Here is an 18,381-nt window from a genome sequence, read left to right as displayed (position 1 = left end):
GTCGGCGCAAACCGACGCAACGATCTTAAGTATTTGAAATAAAAAGAAACCACCGCCAACCCGGGTTGGCGGTGGTCATTTGATCTGTGTCGGAATGGTCAAATTTCTTGGAAGATGGTCATTTTATGCCGGGTCTCACATGAAATTACGGCCAATTGAGGGACACTCCGGATAAAAGGTCATTGATTTCATTATACTTTTTAAGAGGCCCCGCAGGCAAAAGTGCCAGTCGGGTGAGTATAAAACTGCCAAAAAAATTTCTTAAAAGCATCAAAAAAGGCCGCCCAACGGCGACCTGGATTGAGTTGGGGATTGTTTCTGGATTAGAAGGTTGGCAAATCCCGACGCCGATACCAGACTCGGCCGAGCTCAAACTTAGGTGCCAATGGCACCACCCCACGAGCATCCAATCTCATCTTCATAACCTTGGAAGAACACGATTGCTGCTCTGCGATCTCTTTCAATGAAACATGTTCGAGCCGAAAACTCTCAAGAGCTTCCGCATCAAACAACCGGATCGTAGCACCCTTCGAGTTCTCCTCGAAATGCTCAACCACATAAGGAGCCCCATGAGCATTGCGCATCTTGGCCAATGCCGAAAGGCCATGGTTGGGCATGCCAATGATCCGCGCACCTTGATCAAGACCGACGCGGCCCTGCGACTTTTCACGCGACAATGCTTCGCGAACCTCCACTGGGTCGACAAGGATGCCCTTGAATTTCAAACTTGGTTCAACCAGCTCAATCGTGCCAAACAACCCCGTCAAGATCCCATTCACGATATCAATGACCGGCCAGCGCGCTACTTCCGAAGCCGACACGACATCCGTTACGCCCGCGGATGCCCGCTTGACCCGTTTTGCCGCCCCCATAAATCGCGCGAGGAAAGCATCTGCATCCTTTAGTGCGACCTGTCTCAGCAAACCATTGACGTTTTTAGTGTCGGAAATTAGGCGTGGGATCACCCCCGTAGACACAAGTTGCTGAGCCTGAACGCGGTTACAGTTAAGAAACTCAGGCAGATGCTTGACCGGAATTGATGTCCGAATTCGCTCCATAATGGCCTCACCGGCCTTTGCATCAAATACTTTGCTCGCAGATACCTTATCAGGGTTCCCTTCCATTAATCCTGACAAGACCATTGCGCGATTGATGGTTTTAGGGTGATCTCCGGTCAGATTCGCGAGGGAGTAAGAGGAATGCACACGCTGTTGTTCAACTGGCTCTCCAAAAAGATCGCTGCCCGTTTCAATTGGAAAATTATCCAAGACAAACTCACGCACAACATCACGGATAGGACCAACCGCCTTTTTGTTTTTGCTGAACTGCAACCATTGATATAGGCGTCCGAAGACTTTCTGCGGACCACCACGCAGATCAGCCTGTTCAAAGCGATCAACAACCAATCGCAGGGCCTCCCAAACCCCCTTCTCTCCTCGCGAAGCGTAGCCAAAACCGACATGCCCCGCATCGTTCCATTCAACATCGGTCAGCAGCTTCAAGTTCGCATGCGTTCCGGCTGAGAGAATAACACCCAGCATTTCACAGGCTCGCGCGGCCAGATCAATCGGTTGACTGTCAAGCCATGCCGGTCCCGCCCTGCCCGCCAATCGCTCCATGATATATGTCTGGAGCTTCGACACTCTTTGTTTGGGGGCACTCCTGACCATTGAGGACAACGCCTCGTCACAAGGTGCGACAGCGGACATCAGTTGAAACTTCTCCGTATGGTTTGCGTTCTTGCGTCGCACCAATCCGATCTCATGTACCGGGCAGGTACGAACATGCTCGATCCGCCAATGAATCCTTCCGGCCCGATGCCCGGTGGAGGGACTGTCAGGACTGCCATCTTCGAGCAAACAGGCAGGGCAAAAGCTGGTCTTTTCCAAGTTGGCGAATTCGGAATGTACCACCTCGCCGCAGAACCGACGCATTCGATCACCCAGCGGCACGAAAGTCATTTTCTCTAGTTCATCGATTGGCAACCCCAACAGGAACGACAATCTATCCATTGTGTCTTCTTTGGGGGCCATGGCAGCCCCCTGAGAAAGCCCAATAAAAGCCAGAAACTTGAAGACATCCATATCGGCATGGAAACTTCCGGCGCGGTTCAGATAGGACGTCAGACTTTCATTGCTGATCATAGGAAGCGTAGGGAGCATTGTCATGGTCAGGCCGCCTTCTTCCGATTGATCTTCTTTTTTACGACTGGCATTGCGGAAATCTCTTCACCCTGATCTTCAAGATCAATTGCCATCCAATTGTTTGCGGTGAAGACATTCTGGTCGATAGAGCAGCCCTCTCGCGCACCCCATGCATCCTCGAAATGCATCAGCTCCAGTGTCGTAGCCCCATCGTATAGCGCACATTCGATGGCCTCAATAATGCAAACGACACAACGGCCGAACCGGTAGCGGCTGCCGTGGATCAAGCGGTTGATCGCGTCATCGTCGATGGCGACCTGAAGCTCTGCTTTGCTGGAATACCCCTGAATTAAGCTCTTGATGCGCGCATTATCCACACCAAAAGCCATCGGTGCAGGCCGGATCTTCGAGAACCGGCGGTTGACCTGCGGATCAATGCTCGTAATTGCGGACAAGCGCTCCGTCCCGCTCAAGACAAGAACCACAGGAAACTCTCCCTGCATCAGGCCCTTCAGCATTTTGAACATGTTCTCTGTTTCGCTTCCCGACCCAGATTTGAACATATCATGTGCCTCATCGATCCAGAGCAGAGTTACGCCTGCCATTTTCAAACGGTGACGCACCATGTCCCAAATCTCATAGACGCGAGCGCGGTCAGCGACCATATCTACCCCCAACTTCTTAAGGACATCGACGCCAAGGCTTCGCAAGGTCGCAGGGGATTCCACTTTCACATGGAGGTAGCGCGGTGCATTTGTTTCGGGATTGTGTTCCAAAGGCGCAAAATTCCTCAAAACCTCCAGGATAGCGGTAGTCTTGCCACCACCTGATCCTTCGATGAAGGCAATACCACTGGTCTCTGTGCCCGCGGTAACGCGCACCGGCTCATGCGTGAGCTCACCATCGTCGCCACGTTCGAATTTCCGGCTCAGCTGTTTCTCGAAGGCCTTGTCACGGTCGGTCACGATGTGGGCCTTGCGCAGGGATCTCAGCACGGCGGCGATTTCTTTGTTCGAAAGTGTCATCATTTTTCTCCTTTTTTAGGCGCCTTGGGGATCAATCACGCATCTTCCAGGTATCCGCAGCCGCTTCCTGCGCAGCGGAATCTCCGGCCGTATCCTTCACGGAGCTGGGCTTGGTCTGATCCGCCGGCGTCACGGTCCGACCCAGGCCATCCGAAGCCGAGACCTGTTTCTCGCGGGGAGAAACAACATCAAAGCTTGCCATGGCTTCCTGCTCGACAGCCTTGAAACGTTTCTCATCCCAACCATGGTCGATGATGCCGCGGGCGGCTTTACGCTCGGCGTTCAGGGCTTCGATATCGGCAATGGTCTGGGCAATCACATCTTCTTCCCACTCCATCCGCTTCTGATCGCGGGAGCGGAGTGCGCGGCGCGTGGCCACCCAGGTTGAGGCATCGACCCCTTGGAAGGCGTCACTGACTGCAGGAACAGCGTACCACGTACCGTCAAGCTCAACCTCAACAGTCCCGATATCCTCCTCGAACCACCGCACATTCACCGGATGCTTGCCACGCTTCAGATACTTGGCCGCCAAGTCGCCGGTCTGGTAGCGGACGTTCAAGATGCGGATGCCATCTTTTTGCAGCTCACGCTGCAGGGGCAATCCGAATGCGAGACGTTTGCGCCGCAGGGTCGGGGCAGACATCAGGGGATAGTTCCCCTCTTCAAGGTCCTTTTCCCACTGCTCAAGCGGCGTCCGCAGCCCCAGGGACTCCTGCGGCGTATTGTGATAAACATCGACAACCCAGCGCACGAGGGCATAGATTAGGTCTTCCAGGGCATGGCAGGCAAGTTTCTCGGAAGGGTGAGTTCCGCGCTCAACCACACTGCCAAAGGTACGGCCCGACAGACGCGGTAGCAACGTCGTCGCCAGCGTACCGAACACCCGCTCGATCTTGCCCCGCATCGAAGGCTGGCCGGCAATGGTCTGGATTTTCGCAATGCCGAGATCCGTGCAGGCATTGGTGAACAGTAGAGACTTGAACGCCCCACCGTTGTCGACATAGAGCGTTTCCGGAGTTCCGAACATCGACCAAGGCGACAGCGCACCCATTTGGTCGGCGAACTGCCCCTTGTCACTGACAACCATACGCAGACATTTGAGGGCGCTGCTGGTCTTGGGGTTCGGCGTCAGTGCCAAGCCCACCAGACAATTGGTCCGACAATCGATCGCTCCAACCATCCACCAGCGCTTCAAGGTTCCGTCCAAGCCCATTGCCACCTGCTCTTCCGGAGTGAACATCAGGAGCAGTTTGCTCTTGCTCAGGATCGTCAGTAGATCGATTTTCCACTCGTCCATCTCGACGCGCTCGAACGGACGGAGGACCTCAACCCCCTTGTTGACAGGACGCATTTTTTTCATGGCCCCCTGGTGGCCATGCCGTGCGACCATCACGTGGAACTTGTCGAGGCATTTGATGAAATTGCTCACCGCATCGCGCCCCGGAGTGCGAAGCTTGACTTCCCCTTCCTCATCGCGGCGAGCATTCTCCTCCTTGAAGGCGAGCTTCACGTCGGCCAGCACGGTTGCCTTGCTCTTGCGCTGACGGGACATGTACTCCTTGTTCACCACTTCGGCGAGCAGGGTCATTTCTTCGGTCGTGAAGTAGCTGTTGGTGTTGCCGCGCTTGTCCTGGTTGTCGATCAGGGCCTTCTTACCGCCCCGTTTATAGGCGGCCGCCCATTTCCGCAGAGTGCTGGCGGCGACCTTGTCAGGGAGCACGACAGAACTTTTGGAGCGGGGTTTCGGCCCTTCGCCACGTTCGTACTTGGCCACCTTCAGGCTGTATTCAGGATCAGGAAGCGTTTCCGCCAGATATGCCTCAGCGCCATCGCGGATTTGCGACATTGCATGATTGATCTCGTCATCATCAATTTTGAAGGCTTTCCGCTCCTTCAGTTCGAAGTAGGATTTGACCATGGCTTCACGCTGATTGGCACGCTTACGCTTCGTAAGGCTGAGGCCGGCCATGAACACGTCATCAACCGTGTTGGCCTGAGCAGGGCGTAGATGTTCCGGCAGTTGCGCATAGGGGCGCACTTCGATCTCGCCGCTAGCATTCAGTCGGTTGAGCGTGCCGAGGTCATAGGTGGCCTTCTTGTGCGGATCATCAATGGCATAGAAGGTGGCCGTACCATTCGTCTGGTAGGCGTACCCCCAGCTCTCGTCATGCATGCAGTACACATGATCTTTGTCGAGGCTGAAGGTGATGAAGGATTTTTCGTGCTTGGACATGGGAAGTCTCCTGTTTAGGCGAAGGTTGGCGCCCGTTATTGGGCAAGGGGATGCCGTTCCCGCGCGCGTCATTGAGCGCAGGTGGCGAATTTCAGTTGTCTGGTTGGGTTCAGTCGGCTTGGGCCTTGCCTCTCAAGGCTTTCGCCAATGCGAGGGTCTCCTGCATCATGCGCAATATATCGTGGTCAATGTCGATCAGGTCGTTCTTCCCGCCCCGTTTGTACGCAGCCGCCCATTTCCGCAGAGTGCTGGCGGAAACCTTGTCAGGCAACACGACAGAACTTTTCGAGCGGGGCTTCGGCCCGTCTCCGCGCAAATACTTGGCGACTTTCAGGCTGTATTCGGGATCGGGAAATGTTTCCGCCAGATAGGCCGCAGCGGCATCGCAGATAAGCGGCATTGCATGACCAATCTCTTCATCAATGACTTTGAAGGCTTTCCGCTCTTTCAGCTCAAGGTAAGATTTAACCATGGCTTCACGAAAACATCCGCGCCGACATTTACGCAGGCCCATGGCGGGAAAGTAATGATCGTTGTGGGACATGAGAGTCTCCTATTCTGATGACGGTTGGCGCCCGTGATTGAGCAAAGGGGTGCCGTTCCCGCGCGCGGCATTGCGCACGGGTGGCAAACTTGAGTATTTCGCTACGCCTAGACGACCGTCAGAGCCGGTTTCGGTTCTGCGACGAGCACAGGGCGATCCGGCAGATGCGGGATCAACTTCTCATCCCTGGCATTTACGATCACGGCGTCCGGCGAGATCCGCTCTTTCGCATGAAGTCGCGCTTCACCTGCCCGAAGCAGACGGATCAACGCTCGATACCCCCGTGCGCCTAGACCGATGGCCGAGGTAAGCTCGCGCAAACTCAAACCTCCGCCGGCCGGCAAACTTCTGAGAGCATGTTGCGCGGCATTGTCGGCGTCAATGTCCACGGCACGGACTGCAGCCATGACCTTCGCATTGTACTGGTCGACCGGATCCAGATCGACTTCGGTAAGGATACGCACTTCGTCCACGAAGTTCGTTTCGTAGGCCCACCAGGTGACGGCCTGCATCTGCTCCTCGAAACTTTCCTTACTCGACGAATAGAGCCGGATTTCCGGTTTGACTGCAAAAGCAATGCGTTCCCCAGACGTGAGTGTCACAACCACGTCGAAGATGTGCTTCTTCTGCTTTTCCCGAGCCCACCCAAAGTGGAAGATCACCTGTTCCTGCATGCTCGCGACATTCCGGACGGAATTTAGAATGTAGGAAATGTCGATTTCCAGGTGACTCTCGTGCTGCATCCGAACACCGGCGCCATCGCCAAGAACTGAGTGTGCCGTGCAGTGTGCGGAAGATGCGGCAGGAACATCGCGGGCCGCTTGGGAGGGTGTCGGCAAGACGATACCGGGAAGCTCATCAGGAAGCGCGTCAAGGTGATGACCCAGATTGCGAAAATGGTAGGACATAGTCTCTTCTTTCCAAATTAGGTTGCACTCCCCGGTCGGCCGGAAAGCGTGAGACCTTCTGGAACCGCCCTTTGCAGTCAGCCTCTATGCCCTCTCTCGGGCTTCAGCTTAGTCGGCGTTGGACGGACCTTTCCCGTGGCGACAAAGGCGTCGCAGGAAAAGAAGGTCTTTATGTTCTGGGAGAATCCGTGTCCTTGAAACCGACCTGTCTGGATGATAGGTTTCTCGATGAAGACCGTGGACTTCGGTTTTCCATGGGAGGGCGGTCTGTTGGCGCAGATCGCTTTTTCGTTTCTTGCTACATCGTCAGTGCCTCCTGTGTTGCGGCGATGGATATTTGGTAGCCATTGAGCTCTGCTCTCGAAAGGCTTTTTCTTTTCCAGTCAATCGGTTAGCGTTAGGCATCACACACCATATTGCGAAAAATATACATGTGGATCTTTTCTATCTTTTCGCAGGCACATCATCTTGTGCGGATCCACTCTCCCCCCCCCCCCGATCACCGAGGTCTTGCGCCTCCCACTGACGTTTTCGCAAAGTGAAACGGGCTGAACGAAGCCTTCACACGGGATACTCCGCAGCAAAACCATGATGATCACTCCGCTGATTGCGTCCGTTCTCAGAGAATCACTCCGAAATTTTTTGCGGTGATTCCATGCGAAAGGACTGCAAAATCCTGCACGTGCATTCTCGGGGTGAGTTCGACAGCCATCGATACACTGTCCATTCCCAAGTCTCGGAGCCAACCGCGAGGGTGCGGTTAAGCGGACTCACATCATATGAACCGTATGAGCCGAGGCGGGTTATGGATGCGTTTCTGTGTCATGACCCAAACATAGAAACCCCATCCACTCCTCGACAAGATTTCTACTGGTCGGAAAACAAATGGCGCTGGCAAGGCGTGACTCCAGCGCCACAATTCAAAAAAGACCGCGTCGGCATGCTTGCGCCCCATTGACGAGATAGGCCAAAAGTTTCCCTGTCGGGTCGGTCGCTCCCAACCAGTCCCTGACAGGGAAGTTCGCCAGCTTCTTTTCTGAGGTTTTTGGTTTTGCGAAAAACGATCGAAAGCTCCGGAAAATTATTTTCCTGTAATTCTTGAAAAGGTTGGGATCTCACCATTTGGGCCGCGAAGTTCTTGTCGGGAAGGACAAGGTCATTGCACGCCCACTTGAGACTAGGTGCGAGTCCGTCGAACTTCCAAATTCGCAAGCGCAGCCAAAGCCCTATCTTCCAGACCGTACCGCGACGGGCGGGATCCATATTTTAAGGCGGCATAGGGTCTGTTGACGGGAGATGGAATCTCAGGCAACCTATCTGTGGCATTCAGTGCATGCCGGTGTGCCCGCCACGCAAAGCTATGCAGCACTTCAACATTGAATGAGCACCCAGACCAATAGCCGGATCTGGTTAGTAGCGGGCACCTAATCGGATCCCTGTTTGGGAACTGAACCATGATCAACAAGAATGAAATCGACAGATTAAAATTGCTGGCAAAGCGATTTGCACATGCCTCGCGCTCAAATCACATCGACGCTCTCAATGTGATTGCGACGAAGCTGAGCTTTCCGCATTGGAAGGCACTTGCCGTCAAGGCCGACCAAGGCTGGAGGCCCGATGAAGACGAACTCGGAAAGGTTGATGCTTTTGTTCGCGAGCACTTCCCTTCTCTTGAGGGCAGGCCACATTTTATTGAGCAGAGCATGTCGCGGCCAGTTGGAGAGCCAATACAGGTCGGTGAGATCGACGGTCACCCTTATCAGGTTTTCGAATTCCTCGGTGATATTCGCATGGAAGGCGAAGGGTGGCGCATTCTCATAGGCGAGGCAGATTCCTCGCAGCCAGTGGTCGAGATTGAGACAACGCGCAGAAAGAGCAGTCCAGCCAATGATCCCGGGTTTGTCGGCAAAGCGGTTAAAGTTGCCGGCACACAGGCCGCGAAGGCGCGCGCTGGAATCGCCTCGGATTGGCCGCGTCGCTCTACCAAGCCCAATGCCAAAGGCGAAGTTATTCATCCCCTTTATAGCGATAGCGCGACAGAGTGGTATTGTCTTCACTGCGACAGCCAGATCAAGGGGGCGCAAATCGCTAAGAATTTGTGGCATTGTCCGAAATGCGATGCGTCACCTTTGGATATCTTCTCGTCTCCATGGTGGCTGGACGGCAGCGGTCAGAAGCCGACCGCATTCGAACACGCCAAGGACAGAAAGCCACCAAAGCCCAAAGTTAAAATGGTGGACCCTCGGCCAACCCTAAAGCTTGATGAGCAGAGCATTTCCATGCTACTTCGGGTCGCCCTACTTGAAGATGCGGGCACGCTAGGGGAGCGTCTCGGAGCCATGCTGGCGGAGATTAATGTCGACGATGATAGTGACGCCTGTATCACCTTCGACGAAGACCTTTGGTCTGAAGACAAAGTCCCTGAAGCCGCGATTGCAGTGGCAGCCAAGCTCGGTGTGGGCTTGGAGTTCGCGATGACCAGTATGACTTTTCCCTTCGCCTGGCCTGACTTGGGACACATCACGACGAGCACAAGCGAGTATGTGCAGATGATGCTCGATGCCTACGAAAAGCACGGCGTCGTTATCAGCAACGAGCGCGATTAAAGTAAGTGAGCAGTGGGCTTCGCAGAAACCGGGAGCGGCGAAGCCTATTACAGGATCTTGTGGCGAGGCAAGTCGGCGGCCGCGACCACCAGCTCGTAGATTTCGGGGTCGAGTTTCATATAGCCGACTTCGCACGACGTTATCCTGAAGGCCGGTTTCAACCTAGCAAAACGTGGAAGGGCAGGAAGATAATCCGGGCTCAGATTGCTGCATATCCCATAGGGCACAGATAGAGCCAACAGCATCTCCGGGACACCAGTTCGAAGCCGGGTTGAAGCTACCTCGCGTGCGATGGCTGACTTAGCATTCAAGATTTTGTCCATGTTCGCACCACCCTGGATGGCGTCAACGATTTCCTCCAGACTCAGAACCGTGGTCATCGCGAGGCGGCGACGATCTGTGATCTCGACTAGCGTCCCGAAAAGATCGAAGCGGATCAGGTCGATACCTGACAGAATACCGTTCTGCATTTTAATCACCCTCCCCCTCGGGCCTGAACAACGCATCGTGGGCTGGACCTCATTATCGCGGCAGACGTCGTACACTTGCGATACCGGACGCCTTCAAGACAATGCGCAGCCGAAAGCATGCCCGTAGTTGGCAGAAACAGCCGCGATGCCCTGACCATCAAGAGCGGCGAAACCGACACAGGTGCCCTTCTTCAGAACCGCAGGAAACCGTATTGCCACCAAGCAATTCCCAACCATGCACGTTGTTGTCACCTGGGGGATGGGCCGGCTTGGTGAGCGGGCCCTCAGACATAAGGGCATCAAGGATGGTTTTCAGCTCGAAGCGAACACATATTTGATGGTATGATGAACGGAGGGTCTCATGCAGGTGGGCCGGGGAGAGGACCTTCGCTGCGCCTCGGCCGAACAGCGGTAATACGCAGCATCGTGATGCTATTGGTCTGCACGAAAGGACGTCTGCGTCGGTAAGTATCGGTCGTTCCGTGTCTTCCCGCACCAAAACTTGAAGCCTATACGTCTCCGATGTCTCGGTAGTCCTGAAGCGGCACAGGTTTCACCGGTAGATGGGCGTTGAAATACCCCGAAGCCTCAATCGGCGCGTCGCGGATGGCGGCGATGCGTGCCGCTACAGTTCCTTCGCAATAGCGCCCCTGACAGGGGCCCATGCCGCTGCGGCATTCCAGTTTCACGGCGCTTGCCGATTGCATGAAAGGGTTGTTTTGCAGCGCATCCTCGATTGTCCCGTTGCGGATTTCTTCGCATCGGCAGATCACCGTCTCCTCTTGCCGAGACAATTCGGCCAATGCGGCGCGACGCGGTTCGAACATCGTATGCATCACGCCGGCAAATCGCGCAGCACCGGCGAGACGTCGTTTGGCCCGCGCAAGCGTGGCAGGTTGAATCGCCGCGCCGAGCGAAGCTGCAATGGTTAGCCCCGCCATATGCCCCTCGGCCCAGGCGCGTTCTGCACCGGCCACGCCCGTCGGCTCACCAGCAACGAAAACATCCGGTGCAGAGCTTTGAAAGCCCGCATCATGCGAGACGGTCCAGCCGCCTCCTGCCGAATTCCAGCTGAGATCGCAGCCGACTTGCCGGGCCAGTTCTGTTGACGGCGTAAACCCATAACCGAGGGCCAGGACATCGGCCTCAACCCAGTGATCTGCGCCGGTTTTCTTCCAATCCGAATCGACCCGGGAAAGGCGCAACTCCAACGTATTATCCGTGCGCACTACTTCGCTTACCACCGTCCGGCGCGAGATCGGAACGCGATGGCGCAGAATTTTTGCCAATGCACGCATTCCCTCGGCGAAGATGGACACATGGCCTGGAATGGCCGGCAGGCTTTGTGCCATCTCGACCAATCCCGGCAGATCGCGCGCCAATGCGATCTCGGAGATCTCGGCCCCCGCATCCAGCAGCTGAGCAGCAAGAATGAGCTGGATCGGATGCGATCCCGCGACAACGACCCGCTGTCCCGCCAAAAGCTTCTGGCTTTTCAGAAGTGACTGCACCGCGCCGGCGGTCATCACTCCGGGCAGGGTCCAGCCGGGAAAGGCGACCGGCATGTCATAGGCGCCGGTGGCCAACAAGAGACGCCGCGACGCGATCTTGCGCCCCCCCGTGGGGGTGCTGACGGCCAGCTCCAGAGCGGTTGACGCCAACCCCTCCCGGTCGCGCAACACGCCAAAAGCGGTCGATCGGAAATGGGTCTCGATCCGCGGATGGTCTTCGAAACGCTCAATCAGTTCGCGCGCCCAAGGGTACGGACGGTAGCTGCCGTGCCGCTCGCCCAAAGCCCCTGGGGGGCGACGGAAAATCTGCCCCCCGGCTCGCGCCTGTTCATCAACGACGGCCACCGAAAACCCAGCTTCTGCCACGGCAAGAGCTGCGGCCATTCCGGCAGGTCCCGCACCCACAATTGCCAAATCCTGTGTCATTTTACCTCCTGCCGTCTCACCCGCATGCCCTCACGCACGTCGGTCAGGCACGCGCGTACAAGCTCCCGATCATCGACCCGTACGGCACAATCGAAACAGGTGCCCATGTTGCAAAATGGCAGTCGGGGTTCGCCCGTCCGCGTCAGACTGAAGGCGGCAACGCCCGCGGCCAACAGGGCCGAAGCCAGTGTCTCCCCCTCAAAAGCCGTGATGGTTTCGCCTTCGAAGGCAATCCGCAGTTCACCGCCGCGTTTCGTTGCCAGTCGCCGTGCCTTGACCATGTCCTATTGCCTCCCGTAGCGTGCCGGATCGAACGCCTGCAAATCCGTTTCCGGCAGTCGACACTCGATCAGAGCAACCAGCGCCTGTGCGAAGCTTGGCCCAAGGGTAAAAGCTGATCCCCCGGTTGCTACGAAGGCCCCGGGTTGCCCCGGGACGGGCCCGACAAGCGGCAATTGATCCGGTGTCACTGTCGTCGTGCCGACCCAGCTGCGGATCGCCGGGATTCGCGACAGGTCGGGCAGCACCCGGATCGCCATATCGGCATTACCGGATAGGGACGTCGTCAACAGCTCTGGCTTGGCGTCGAAATTCGGTTCGCCGTCCCGGTGACGGATCAGCCGTGCCGGCCAGCCGCCACCGATCAGAATATTGCCGTCCAGCGCCTGTTTCAGCGACAACCGCCCGCCGGCATGTTGCACGAGATGCGGGATCAGTTTCGGCACGCGCTGCGTGACCGTCATCATCAGCGCCAGCGGGATTGTCGGCAGATGCGCTCCCATCATCTGTCCCATTCGCGTCGTCCAAACACCCGCCGCGATCACCACACTCTCGGCAATGGCCCTCTGTGCGCTTTCCGCCGTTGCCACGGACACATGCCAGCGCCCTCCCTGACGGACGAGCCCTGTCACCTCGGTCCGGGTCTTGATCTCTGCCCCGGCCTGCAAAGCGGCGCGGGCCAAGGCGGGACCAGCGGTGCGCGCATCGGCCTTGCCCTCGGTCGGGCAAAAGGCCGCCGCCACCACGCGGTCCGACAGATAGGGGGCAATCCGGTCGATTTCCGCCCGGTCGATTATCCGGTTGTCGAGCCCCCAGCTACGCTCGATCTCGGTTTTGCGCTCCAGCAATTCCACTTGCTGGGCATTTTCTGCAATCATCAGCCCGCCGGTCTGCTTGACCTCGATGTCCTGTCCGCAGAGGCCCGGCAGGTCGGACCAGAGCTGGGCCGCCTGCAGGTGCAAAGGCATCGCTTCCGCGGCTTTGCGTGCCGCTTCAACCCCGCGTTCGATCATCCGGTATTCGAGTTGAAAATGAAGGCTTCCGGCATTGCTGCCGGAAGCGTGTTGATTGATCTGGTCGCGTTCAACCAGGAGGACCCGTCCACCGTCCCGGGCAATCATCCAGGCGGTGGCACAGCCGAGCAGGCCGCCGCCGATGACAATTGTATCGTAACCACGGGTCATGGGCGATCAGGCCAGAGCTTGGGTTTTAATTCCCAGCTTGTGCAGCGTCGCTTCGATCCGCGCCACCTCGCTGGTGGAAAGCTCCATCAGCGGATCACGCACGAAGCCGGCCGGAACGCCGCGCAGACGCAGGGCGGTTTTCATGATCGCCTGTTGATTGCCGAACTGGACGCCGTAATCGGGCCGGAACCACTCCGTCATAATCACCCTGTCTCTTTCGCCCAACTCGATCGCACGGGTCCGGTCACCAGCGGTAATCGCGCGCCAGAAGTCCGGATGATCCGCCCCCAGGACACCGCCCGATCCCATCAGACCGTCACCATGCCCGAGAAGCGCCAGATCGGCCCCCAGTTCACTGGTGGGCAGGCCGAAGTAGCGCACCCGGTCCTCCAAGCGATACATGCCGGTCAGGAAGCCTGCAAAATTGCCGGTCGAGTTCTTGATCGCCACAACATTGTCGATATCCGCCAACTCGTCCAGCAGTTCCGTGCCCATGTCGACAATACAGCCGCGCGGCCAGTTGTAGACTGTCATCGGAATGTCGGTCGCATCCGACACCGCGCGGTAAAAATTCACGATCTCGCGTCGGTTCGGCACGACATAGGGCGGAGGGGTGATCAGGATACCGTCGAGCCCCGCCTCTTCCGCCGCACGCGCATGGGTGATCGCCTCGGCAGACGTGTAGGAATTGCAGGCACCGATGACCCAGAGCCCATCCTTGCGGTAGCGCGCCCCGGCCTCGAAGAGAGCCGCGCGTTCCTTTGAGCTCATGCTGAACCACTCGCCACTTGTGCCAGCAAGAATGACACCGTGCATACGTTCAGCACTTAGCCATTCCATCTGCCCATCGAAGGCATCAAGATCGAGACGTCCCTTGCGGTCAAAGGGGGTGGTGATGGCCGGGATATATCCGGTCCAGTCGACAGAATTACGGTCCATGGGAAATCCTTTCGGTGCCTGCGTTGTCAGGTCGTTATTGAGTCTTGCTGGTGGCCCCGTCTGCTCCTTCGAAGCGACGGCCCCAGCCGGTCATCACTGCGATGAACATCACCACGGTCAGCACCAGCGGGTAGATGGTCATCGGGAACAGCGCAAAGGTGGATTGCGCCGGCGTACCCTCGTACCCCGAGGTCAGCAACGCTCCGATGAACAGATAGGCGCTGAGCACCGGCACGACGGAGGCCAGACCAAGGGCGAAACAATCCATGACATTGGCACGCCGGTAAGGGTGCAGGCCGACGCGGGCGCCAAGCTCGTCGGCAATCGGGCCGAAAGTCAGCATCGAGGCGGAGTTCACGCCCCCGAAGAGCAGGGTGGTCGCGGAAACGCCAAGACCGATGGCGATTTCGACACCACGCGGGGTCGAGGCCAGTCGGCCGGTTGTCAGCTTGCTGACGACCATTTCCATGATCCCGGCACCACGCAGCACCCCCATGATCCCGAAGACGGAAATCACCAGAGCAACTGTGCCCAGCATCCCGGACACACCGGAATACAGAAAACCAGAAGGCGCCCCGTCTGAAACACCGACAATGTCCCTCACATGCAGGAGACCGGACGCAAGCCCTGTCAGAGAGCCAAGAACCAGACCGACCGTGACGGCGAGAAAAATGTCGCGGGAGATCATCGCAACGATCAGCATGATCGCAACCGGGATCAGCATCAGCAACGGCCAAGGCGAGGCGGTTGCGGAGAATTCGGCAAACCCAGTGTCCTGCGCCGTCGCCATGCCCACCACCAAGAAGATGACAGCGGAGATCACTGCTGAGAGCAGCGCATAGCGCGCCCGGTGTTTGACCACGCCGCCCACATCGGCCACCGCATCTTTCGAACGGAACCTCTGGCTCGACGAGGAAATAATGGTGGTGTCCGAAATCGGCGCGAGGTTGTCGCCGAGAATGGCCGCCGACAGGATCGCCCCCGCGAGCGGGCCGGGGGCAGCGCCAATGGCGAGACCCGCCGCGTAGAAAATTGGGAAGGCGGTGAACATCGTACCGATTGAGGACCCGGTCGCCATGGAAATCAGGCTGACCGCGACAAACACGAAGACCGTATAATAGCCGGTGTTCAGCCCGACTTCCTGTGCCAGCCAGACAAAGCCGGAGGCCACGCCCGTCGCCTTGATCAGCGCCGAAATCATGCCGACCATGAACAGGATAACGACGATGGCAACCGCGCTTTCGCCACTGATACCTTTCATGACCTGCGCCCAGTATTCCTTGTAGTTCTTCGCGAAAACTGCGCCGATCAACAGGGACACGAAGCCCCCCATTGCCAATGCAGTCATATCGAAGGCCTTGAATACGACGAAATATACGAAACAGGAGATGAGGAACAGGAAGGGCGGCAGAAACGCCATACCCAGTCCCCCTCGGAACTGAAGAATGGGTTGGTTCATAAAGAACCTCCTTGTTGGTTATGTCTTTTTACGCCGGTCTTTGTTTTTGTGCAGCGCCTTCCGGCGAAAGGCGAAAGATGTTGTTCAGGCTTTGTATCCCGGGAGGCACAAGCCGCTTTGCGGATCGGTGATCTGTTGCAATTCGACAAAATTACCATCGGGGTCCTGACAGTAGCAAACGCGCATTGGGCCGACGTCGATAGGTTCCGATTTGAAGGTGACCCCGGACGCGCTGAGTCGAGCGTGATCGGCCTTCACGTCGTCACTGTCGAAACAGATATGGACGATGCCTTTGTTCGACAGCGCGGGCGTGTCGCTGCGCGCCGATAGAGGCAGCGTGTATTCGAAGATTTCCAGATAGGCGTTGCCGGCTTTCAGCAGCGCCGAGCGCGCGGTGGACCCAGTCACGCCGGTGATGTTGCCTGCCAGTTCGGACAGGTCGCTTCCTGTTTCCCAGCCGAATGACGAGATAACCTCAAACCCCAGCAAGTCGCTATAGAAGGACAATAAAGCGTCGAGGTCGTCGGTGGTCAGGCTTGGGTGATGGATTCCTCGGATCATATCATGTCCTCCTCAAGCACAGGCAGTGGCTTCGATCTCCACCATAAGATTGGGCGAGAACAGACGAGTTGTACCGACCAGCGTGCTGGCCGGGCGATGACCCACGGCCACGAACGGGCCGATCAGCGATCCCCAATTCTCCAGTGTGGCGTCCATGTCGGTTGTGAAAATGCGGATCCCCTGCACGTTGGCATAGGTCATTCCGGCTTGTTTCAGCACTTCGCCCAGATTGGCGACAGCAAGGGACAATTGCCCAGCCATATCGCCGGGATGCTGAGGAGCGCCGGAAGCATTCGTGGCGCATTGGCCGGACAACGTCAGAATACGGCTTGCCTGGCTCACTTCGCGGCCATGGGCAAACCCGAAGGCATCTTGCCAGCTCCAAGGGTTGATTTCGCGGGTTTCCATTAGGTGTCCTCTCTGTGGTTTTGTATGTGGTATGTCTGCCTGTCTGACGCAGGCTTGCCGCACTGTTCGCCCCAATTTTCAGGAACGACGCGACGGCAATAACCATTACATCCGAGAGAAATGTTGCAATCAATAACGGGATTTCTCAATAATAGTTGCGCTCTTCGCAACATGTTTATAATTATTTCAATATGCTAATATAGGCCACCTCTCGACCGACCGGATGAAATGAAAGTCAACGATCACCGAATCCATTTCCTATACGAAGCCTGGCGCAGCGGTTCGATGCGTGCTGCAGCGGATTTACTGGAGATTGCTCCCTCTTCGGTCAGTCGACAGATCGCCCAGCTCGAAACGGAAATCGGAACCCCTTTGATCGAACATGGCCGTCGCGAGATCAGCCTGACCGACGCGGGCCACGCAGTCATTGACTACTACCGTGCCCGTCAAACTGGCTTGGAACTGTTGGAGGGGCAGCTTCTCGAAATTTCGACGGCGCGAACCGGTCATGTCGAGATCGCCATTGGCGAAGGGTTCCTCGGACCTGCGCTTTACGACACGCTGGATCACTTCATGGACGACTATTCCGGGATCAATCTGACAGTCAGTGTCACAGACACCACGAGCATGATGCGCCTTCTACTTGAGGATGAGGTGCATTTCGGCGTCGGTTTTCATCCCGTCTCGCATCCGCAGATCGTCTCACGCTATCGCGCAACTGTTCCGTTGATGGCAATCATGAACACGGAGCACAGCTTGGCGCAGCGCCGTAGCATGACAATGGAAGAGCTTTGCGCCGAACCGCTCGCGCTGATGGGGTCGAATTTCCGTATACGCCAGATGATTGACGAGGCAGCGATCAACAACGGCCTCTTGATCTCACCGGTCGTCACGAGCAATTCGATCGCTCTGCTCGCACGCATGGCACTTGCAGACCGCGCGATCACTGTCTTGCCAGCCTTCAGCGTTAGCGCGGAACTTGCCAGCGGACAACTCTCTGCAGTTTCTATTCAAGCGCCTCAACTCCAATCCGTATACGTCCACCTCCTTGCTCGCCGTAACAGGCGCTTCCCAGCGCATCTCAGCGAACTGGCCGACCAAATTCGCAAGCGTTTGCTTCCTTCAGCGCTGTCGTCTTCCAACGAATGACTTGCACGATCAATTCATGGGCACGGTCACAACGCAGCGCGTTGAGGCTAAGGTCAGTGCCACAATCTCTGGAAGATTGACGGCTATCGGGCCACCTCAAGGCTTAAGCTTCGGCTGATACGAATGTCACGAATGGGCTGGGACCGGCCATCTGCGGCGCCTTACACGAACGTCAGCTCCGGGCCGCGTCGCGGTGGTCTCGCCCGTGCTGCGAGTGCAAACCTACGCAAATCAGACGCGGTCAGTTTGGGCTCAGAGCAGAGATGCGGCATTGCAGCGAGCCAAACAAGCGGCGGGCCGCAGCGACCTCGTTCACGGCCCGAAGCGGTCATTTCCAAAGTAATCACGCGTTGCGGTGCAGCCTCACCAGACCGGACTTTCGCCGCAAACGCAAAATTGAGTGCGCTGTAAACTGGTGATCTGCGGAAAAAGACGCCGTTCTTGGGGTCGCCGACAGCTAAGTCTTAGATTAACTGTTTGAGAGCAGAGCTACGAACCCTGACGCATATGAGATTTAACTGCGTGATCGCCAATT

15 protein-coding genes are annotated in these 18,381 nt (G+C 56.9%); 2 read left to right on the top strand and 13 right to left on the bottom strand.

Annotated elements, in window-relative coordinates; translation table 11 throughout:
- Window positions 1–323: 323 nt before the first annotated feature.
- The 5 genes from J7392_RS09050 to J7392_RS09030 form a co-directional block, all read right to left on the bottom strand.
- A complete protein-coding gene (locus J7392_RS09050) occupies window positions 324–2,168 on the bottom strand; it encodes a TniQ family protein (RefSeq protein WP_209217242.1) in 1,845 nt (614 codons plus the stop codon).
- 2 nt (window positions 2,169–2,170) lie between these two features.
- A complete protein-coding gene (locus J7392_RS09045) occupies window positions 2,171–3,169 on the bottom strand; it encodes a TniB family NTP-binding protein (RefSeq protein ID WP_209217241.1) in 999 nt (332 codons plus the stop codon).
- Between the two features lie 31 nt (window positions 3,170–3,200).
- Window positions 3,201–5,402 (bottom strand): Mu transposase C-terminal domain-containing protein, encoded by a 2,202-nt coding sequence (locus J7392_RS09040; protein WP_209217240.1) that lies wholly within the window; start codon window positions 5,400–5,402, stop codon window positions 3,201–3,203.
- A gap of 109 nt (window positions 5,403–5,511) precedes the next feature.
- Window positions 5,512–5,946 carry a hypothetical protein gene (locus J7392_RS09035; RefSeq protein WP_209217239.1) on the bottom strand — a complete coding sequence of 145 codons (435 nt, stop codon included), beginning with the start codon at window positions 5,944–5,946 and terminating at the stop codon, window positions 5,512–5,514.
- Between the two features lie 107 nt (window positions 5,947–6,053).
- A complete protein-coding gene (locus J7392_RS09030) occupies window positions 6,054–6,854 on the bottom strand; it encodes a hypothetical protein (RefSeq protein ID WP_209217238.1) in 801 nt (266 codons plus the stop codon).
- 1,454 nt (window positions 6,855–8,308) lie between these two features.
- Here J7392_RS09030 and J7392_RS24210 point away from each other — a divergent pair.
- Window positions 8,309–9,460, top strand: coding sequence for a hypothetical protein (locus J7392_RS24210; RefSeq protein ID WP_247744517.1), 1,152 nt, complete (start codon window positions 8,309–8,311; stop codon window positions 9,458–9,460).
- 47 nt (window positions 9,461–9,507) lie between these two features.
- Here the strand turns inward: J7392_RS24210 and J7392_RS09020 are convergent, their stop codons facing one another.
- The 8 genes from J7392_RS09020 to J7392_RS08985 form a co-directional block, all read right to left on the bottom strand.
- Window positions 9,508–9,930 carry a hypothetical protein gene (locus J7392_RS09020; RefSeq protein ID WP_209217237.1) on the bottom strand — a complete coding sequence of 141 codons (423 nt, stop codon included), beginning with the start codon at window positions 9,928–9,930 and terminating at the stop codon, window positions 9,508–9,510.
- 509 nt (window positions 9,931–10,439) lie between these two features.
- Entirely contained in the window at window positions 10,440–11,867 is a 1,428-nt protein-coding gene (locus J7392_RS09015) for an NAD(P)/FAD-dependent oxidoreductase (protein ID WP_209217236.1), read from the bottom strand.
- Window positions 11,864–12,148 carry a (2Fe-2S)-binding protein gene (locus tag J7392_RS09010; RefSeq protein WP_209217235.1) on the bottom strand — a complete coding sequence of 95 codons (285 nt, stop codon included), beginning with the start codon at window positions 12,146–12,148 and terminating at the stop codon, window positions 11,864–11,866. The genes J7392_RS09015 and J7392_RS09010 overlap by 4 nt, the downstream gene beginning before the upstream one ends.
- Window positions 12,149–12,151: 3 nt before the next feature.
- Window positions 12,152–13,330, bottom strand: a complete 1,179-nt coding sequence (locus J7392_RS09005) for an FAD-dependent oxidoreductase (protein ID WP_209217234.1) — start codon at window positions 13,328–13,330, stop codon at window positions 12,152–12,154.
- 6 nt (window positions 13,331–13,336) lie between these two features.
- Entirely contained in the window at window positions 13,337–14,269 is a 933-nt protein-coding gene (locus J7392_RS09000; protein ID WP_209217233.1) for a dihydrodipicolinate synthase family protein, read from the bottom strand.
- 34 nt (window positions 14,270–14,303) lie between these two features.
- A complete protein-coding gene (locus tag J7392_RS08995; RefSeq protein WP_209217232.1) occupies window positions 14,304–15,728 on the bottom strand; it encodes a Na+/H+ antiporter NhaC family protein in 1,425 nt (474 codons plus the stop codon).
- An 84-nt stretch (window positions 15,729–15,812) separates the two neighbouring features.
- Complete coding sequence (locus J7392_RS08990) at window positions 15,813–16,289, bottom strand: VOC family protein (RefSeq protein ID WP_209217231.1); 477 nt, start codon at window positions 16,287–16,289, stop codon at window positions 15,813–15,815.
- A 12-nt stretch (window positions 16,290–16,301) separates the two neighbouring features.
- Window positions 16,302–16,697, bottom strand: coding sequence for a RidA family protein (locus tag J7392_RS08985; RefSeq protein ID WP_209217230.1), 396 nt, complete (start codon window positions 16,695–16,697; stop codon window positions 16,302–16,304).
- 228 nt (window positions 16,698–16,925) lie between these two features.
- Here J7392_RS08985 and J7392_RS08980 point away from each other — a divergent pair, with 228 nt between their 5' ends.
- Window positions 16,926–17,846: a LysR family transcriptional regulator gene (locus J7392_RS08980; protein WP_209217229.1), complete on the top strand. Its 921-nt coding sequence runs from the start codon at window positions 16,926–16,928 to the stop codon at window positions 17,844–17,846.
- Window positions 17,847–18,381 lie beyond the last annotated feature (535 nt).

The organism is Sulfitobacter sp. R18_1, assembly GCF_017743915.1.
Classification (GTDB): domain Bacteria; phylum Pseudomonadota; class Alphaproteobacteria; order Rhodobacterales; family Rhodobacteraceae; genus Sulfitobacter; species Sulfitobacter faviae.
Note: the sequence above shows the minus strand (reverse complement) of the source record. Positions and strands in the feature narration are given on the sequence as shown.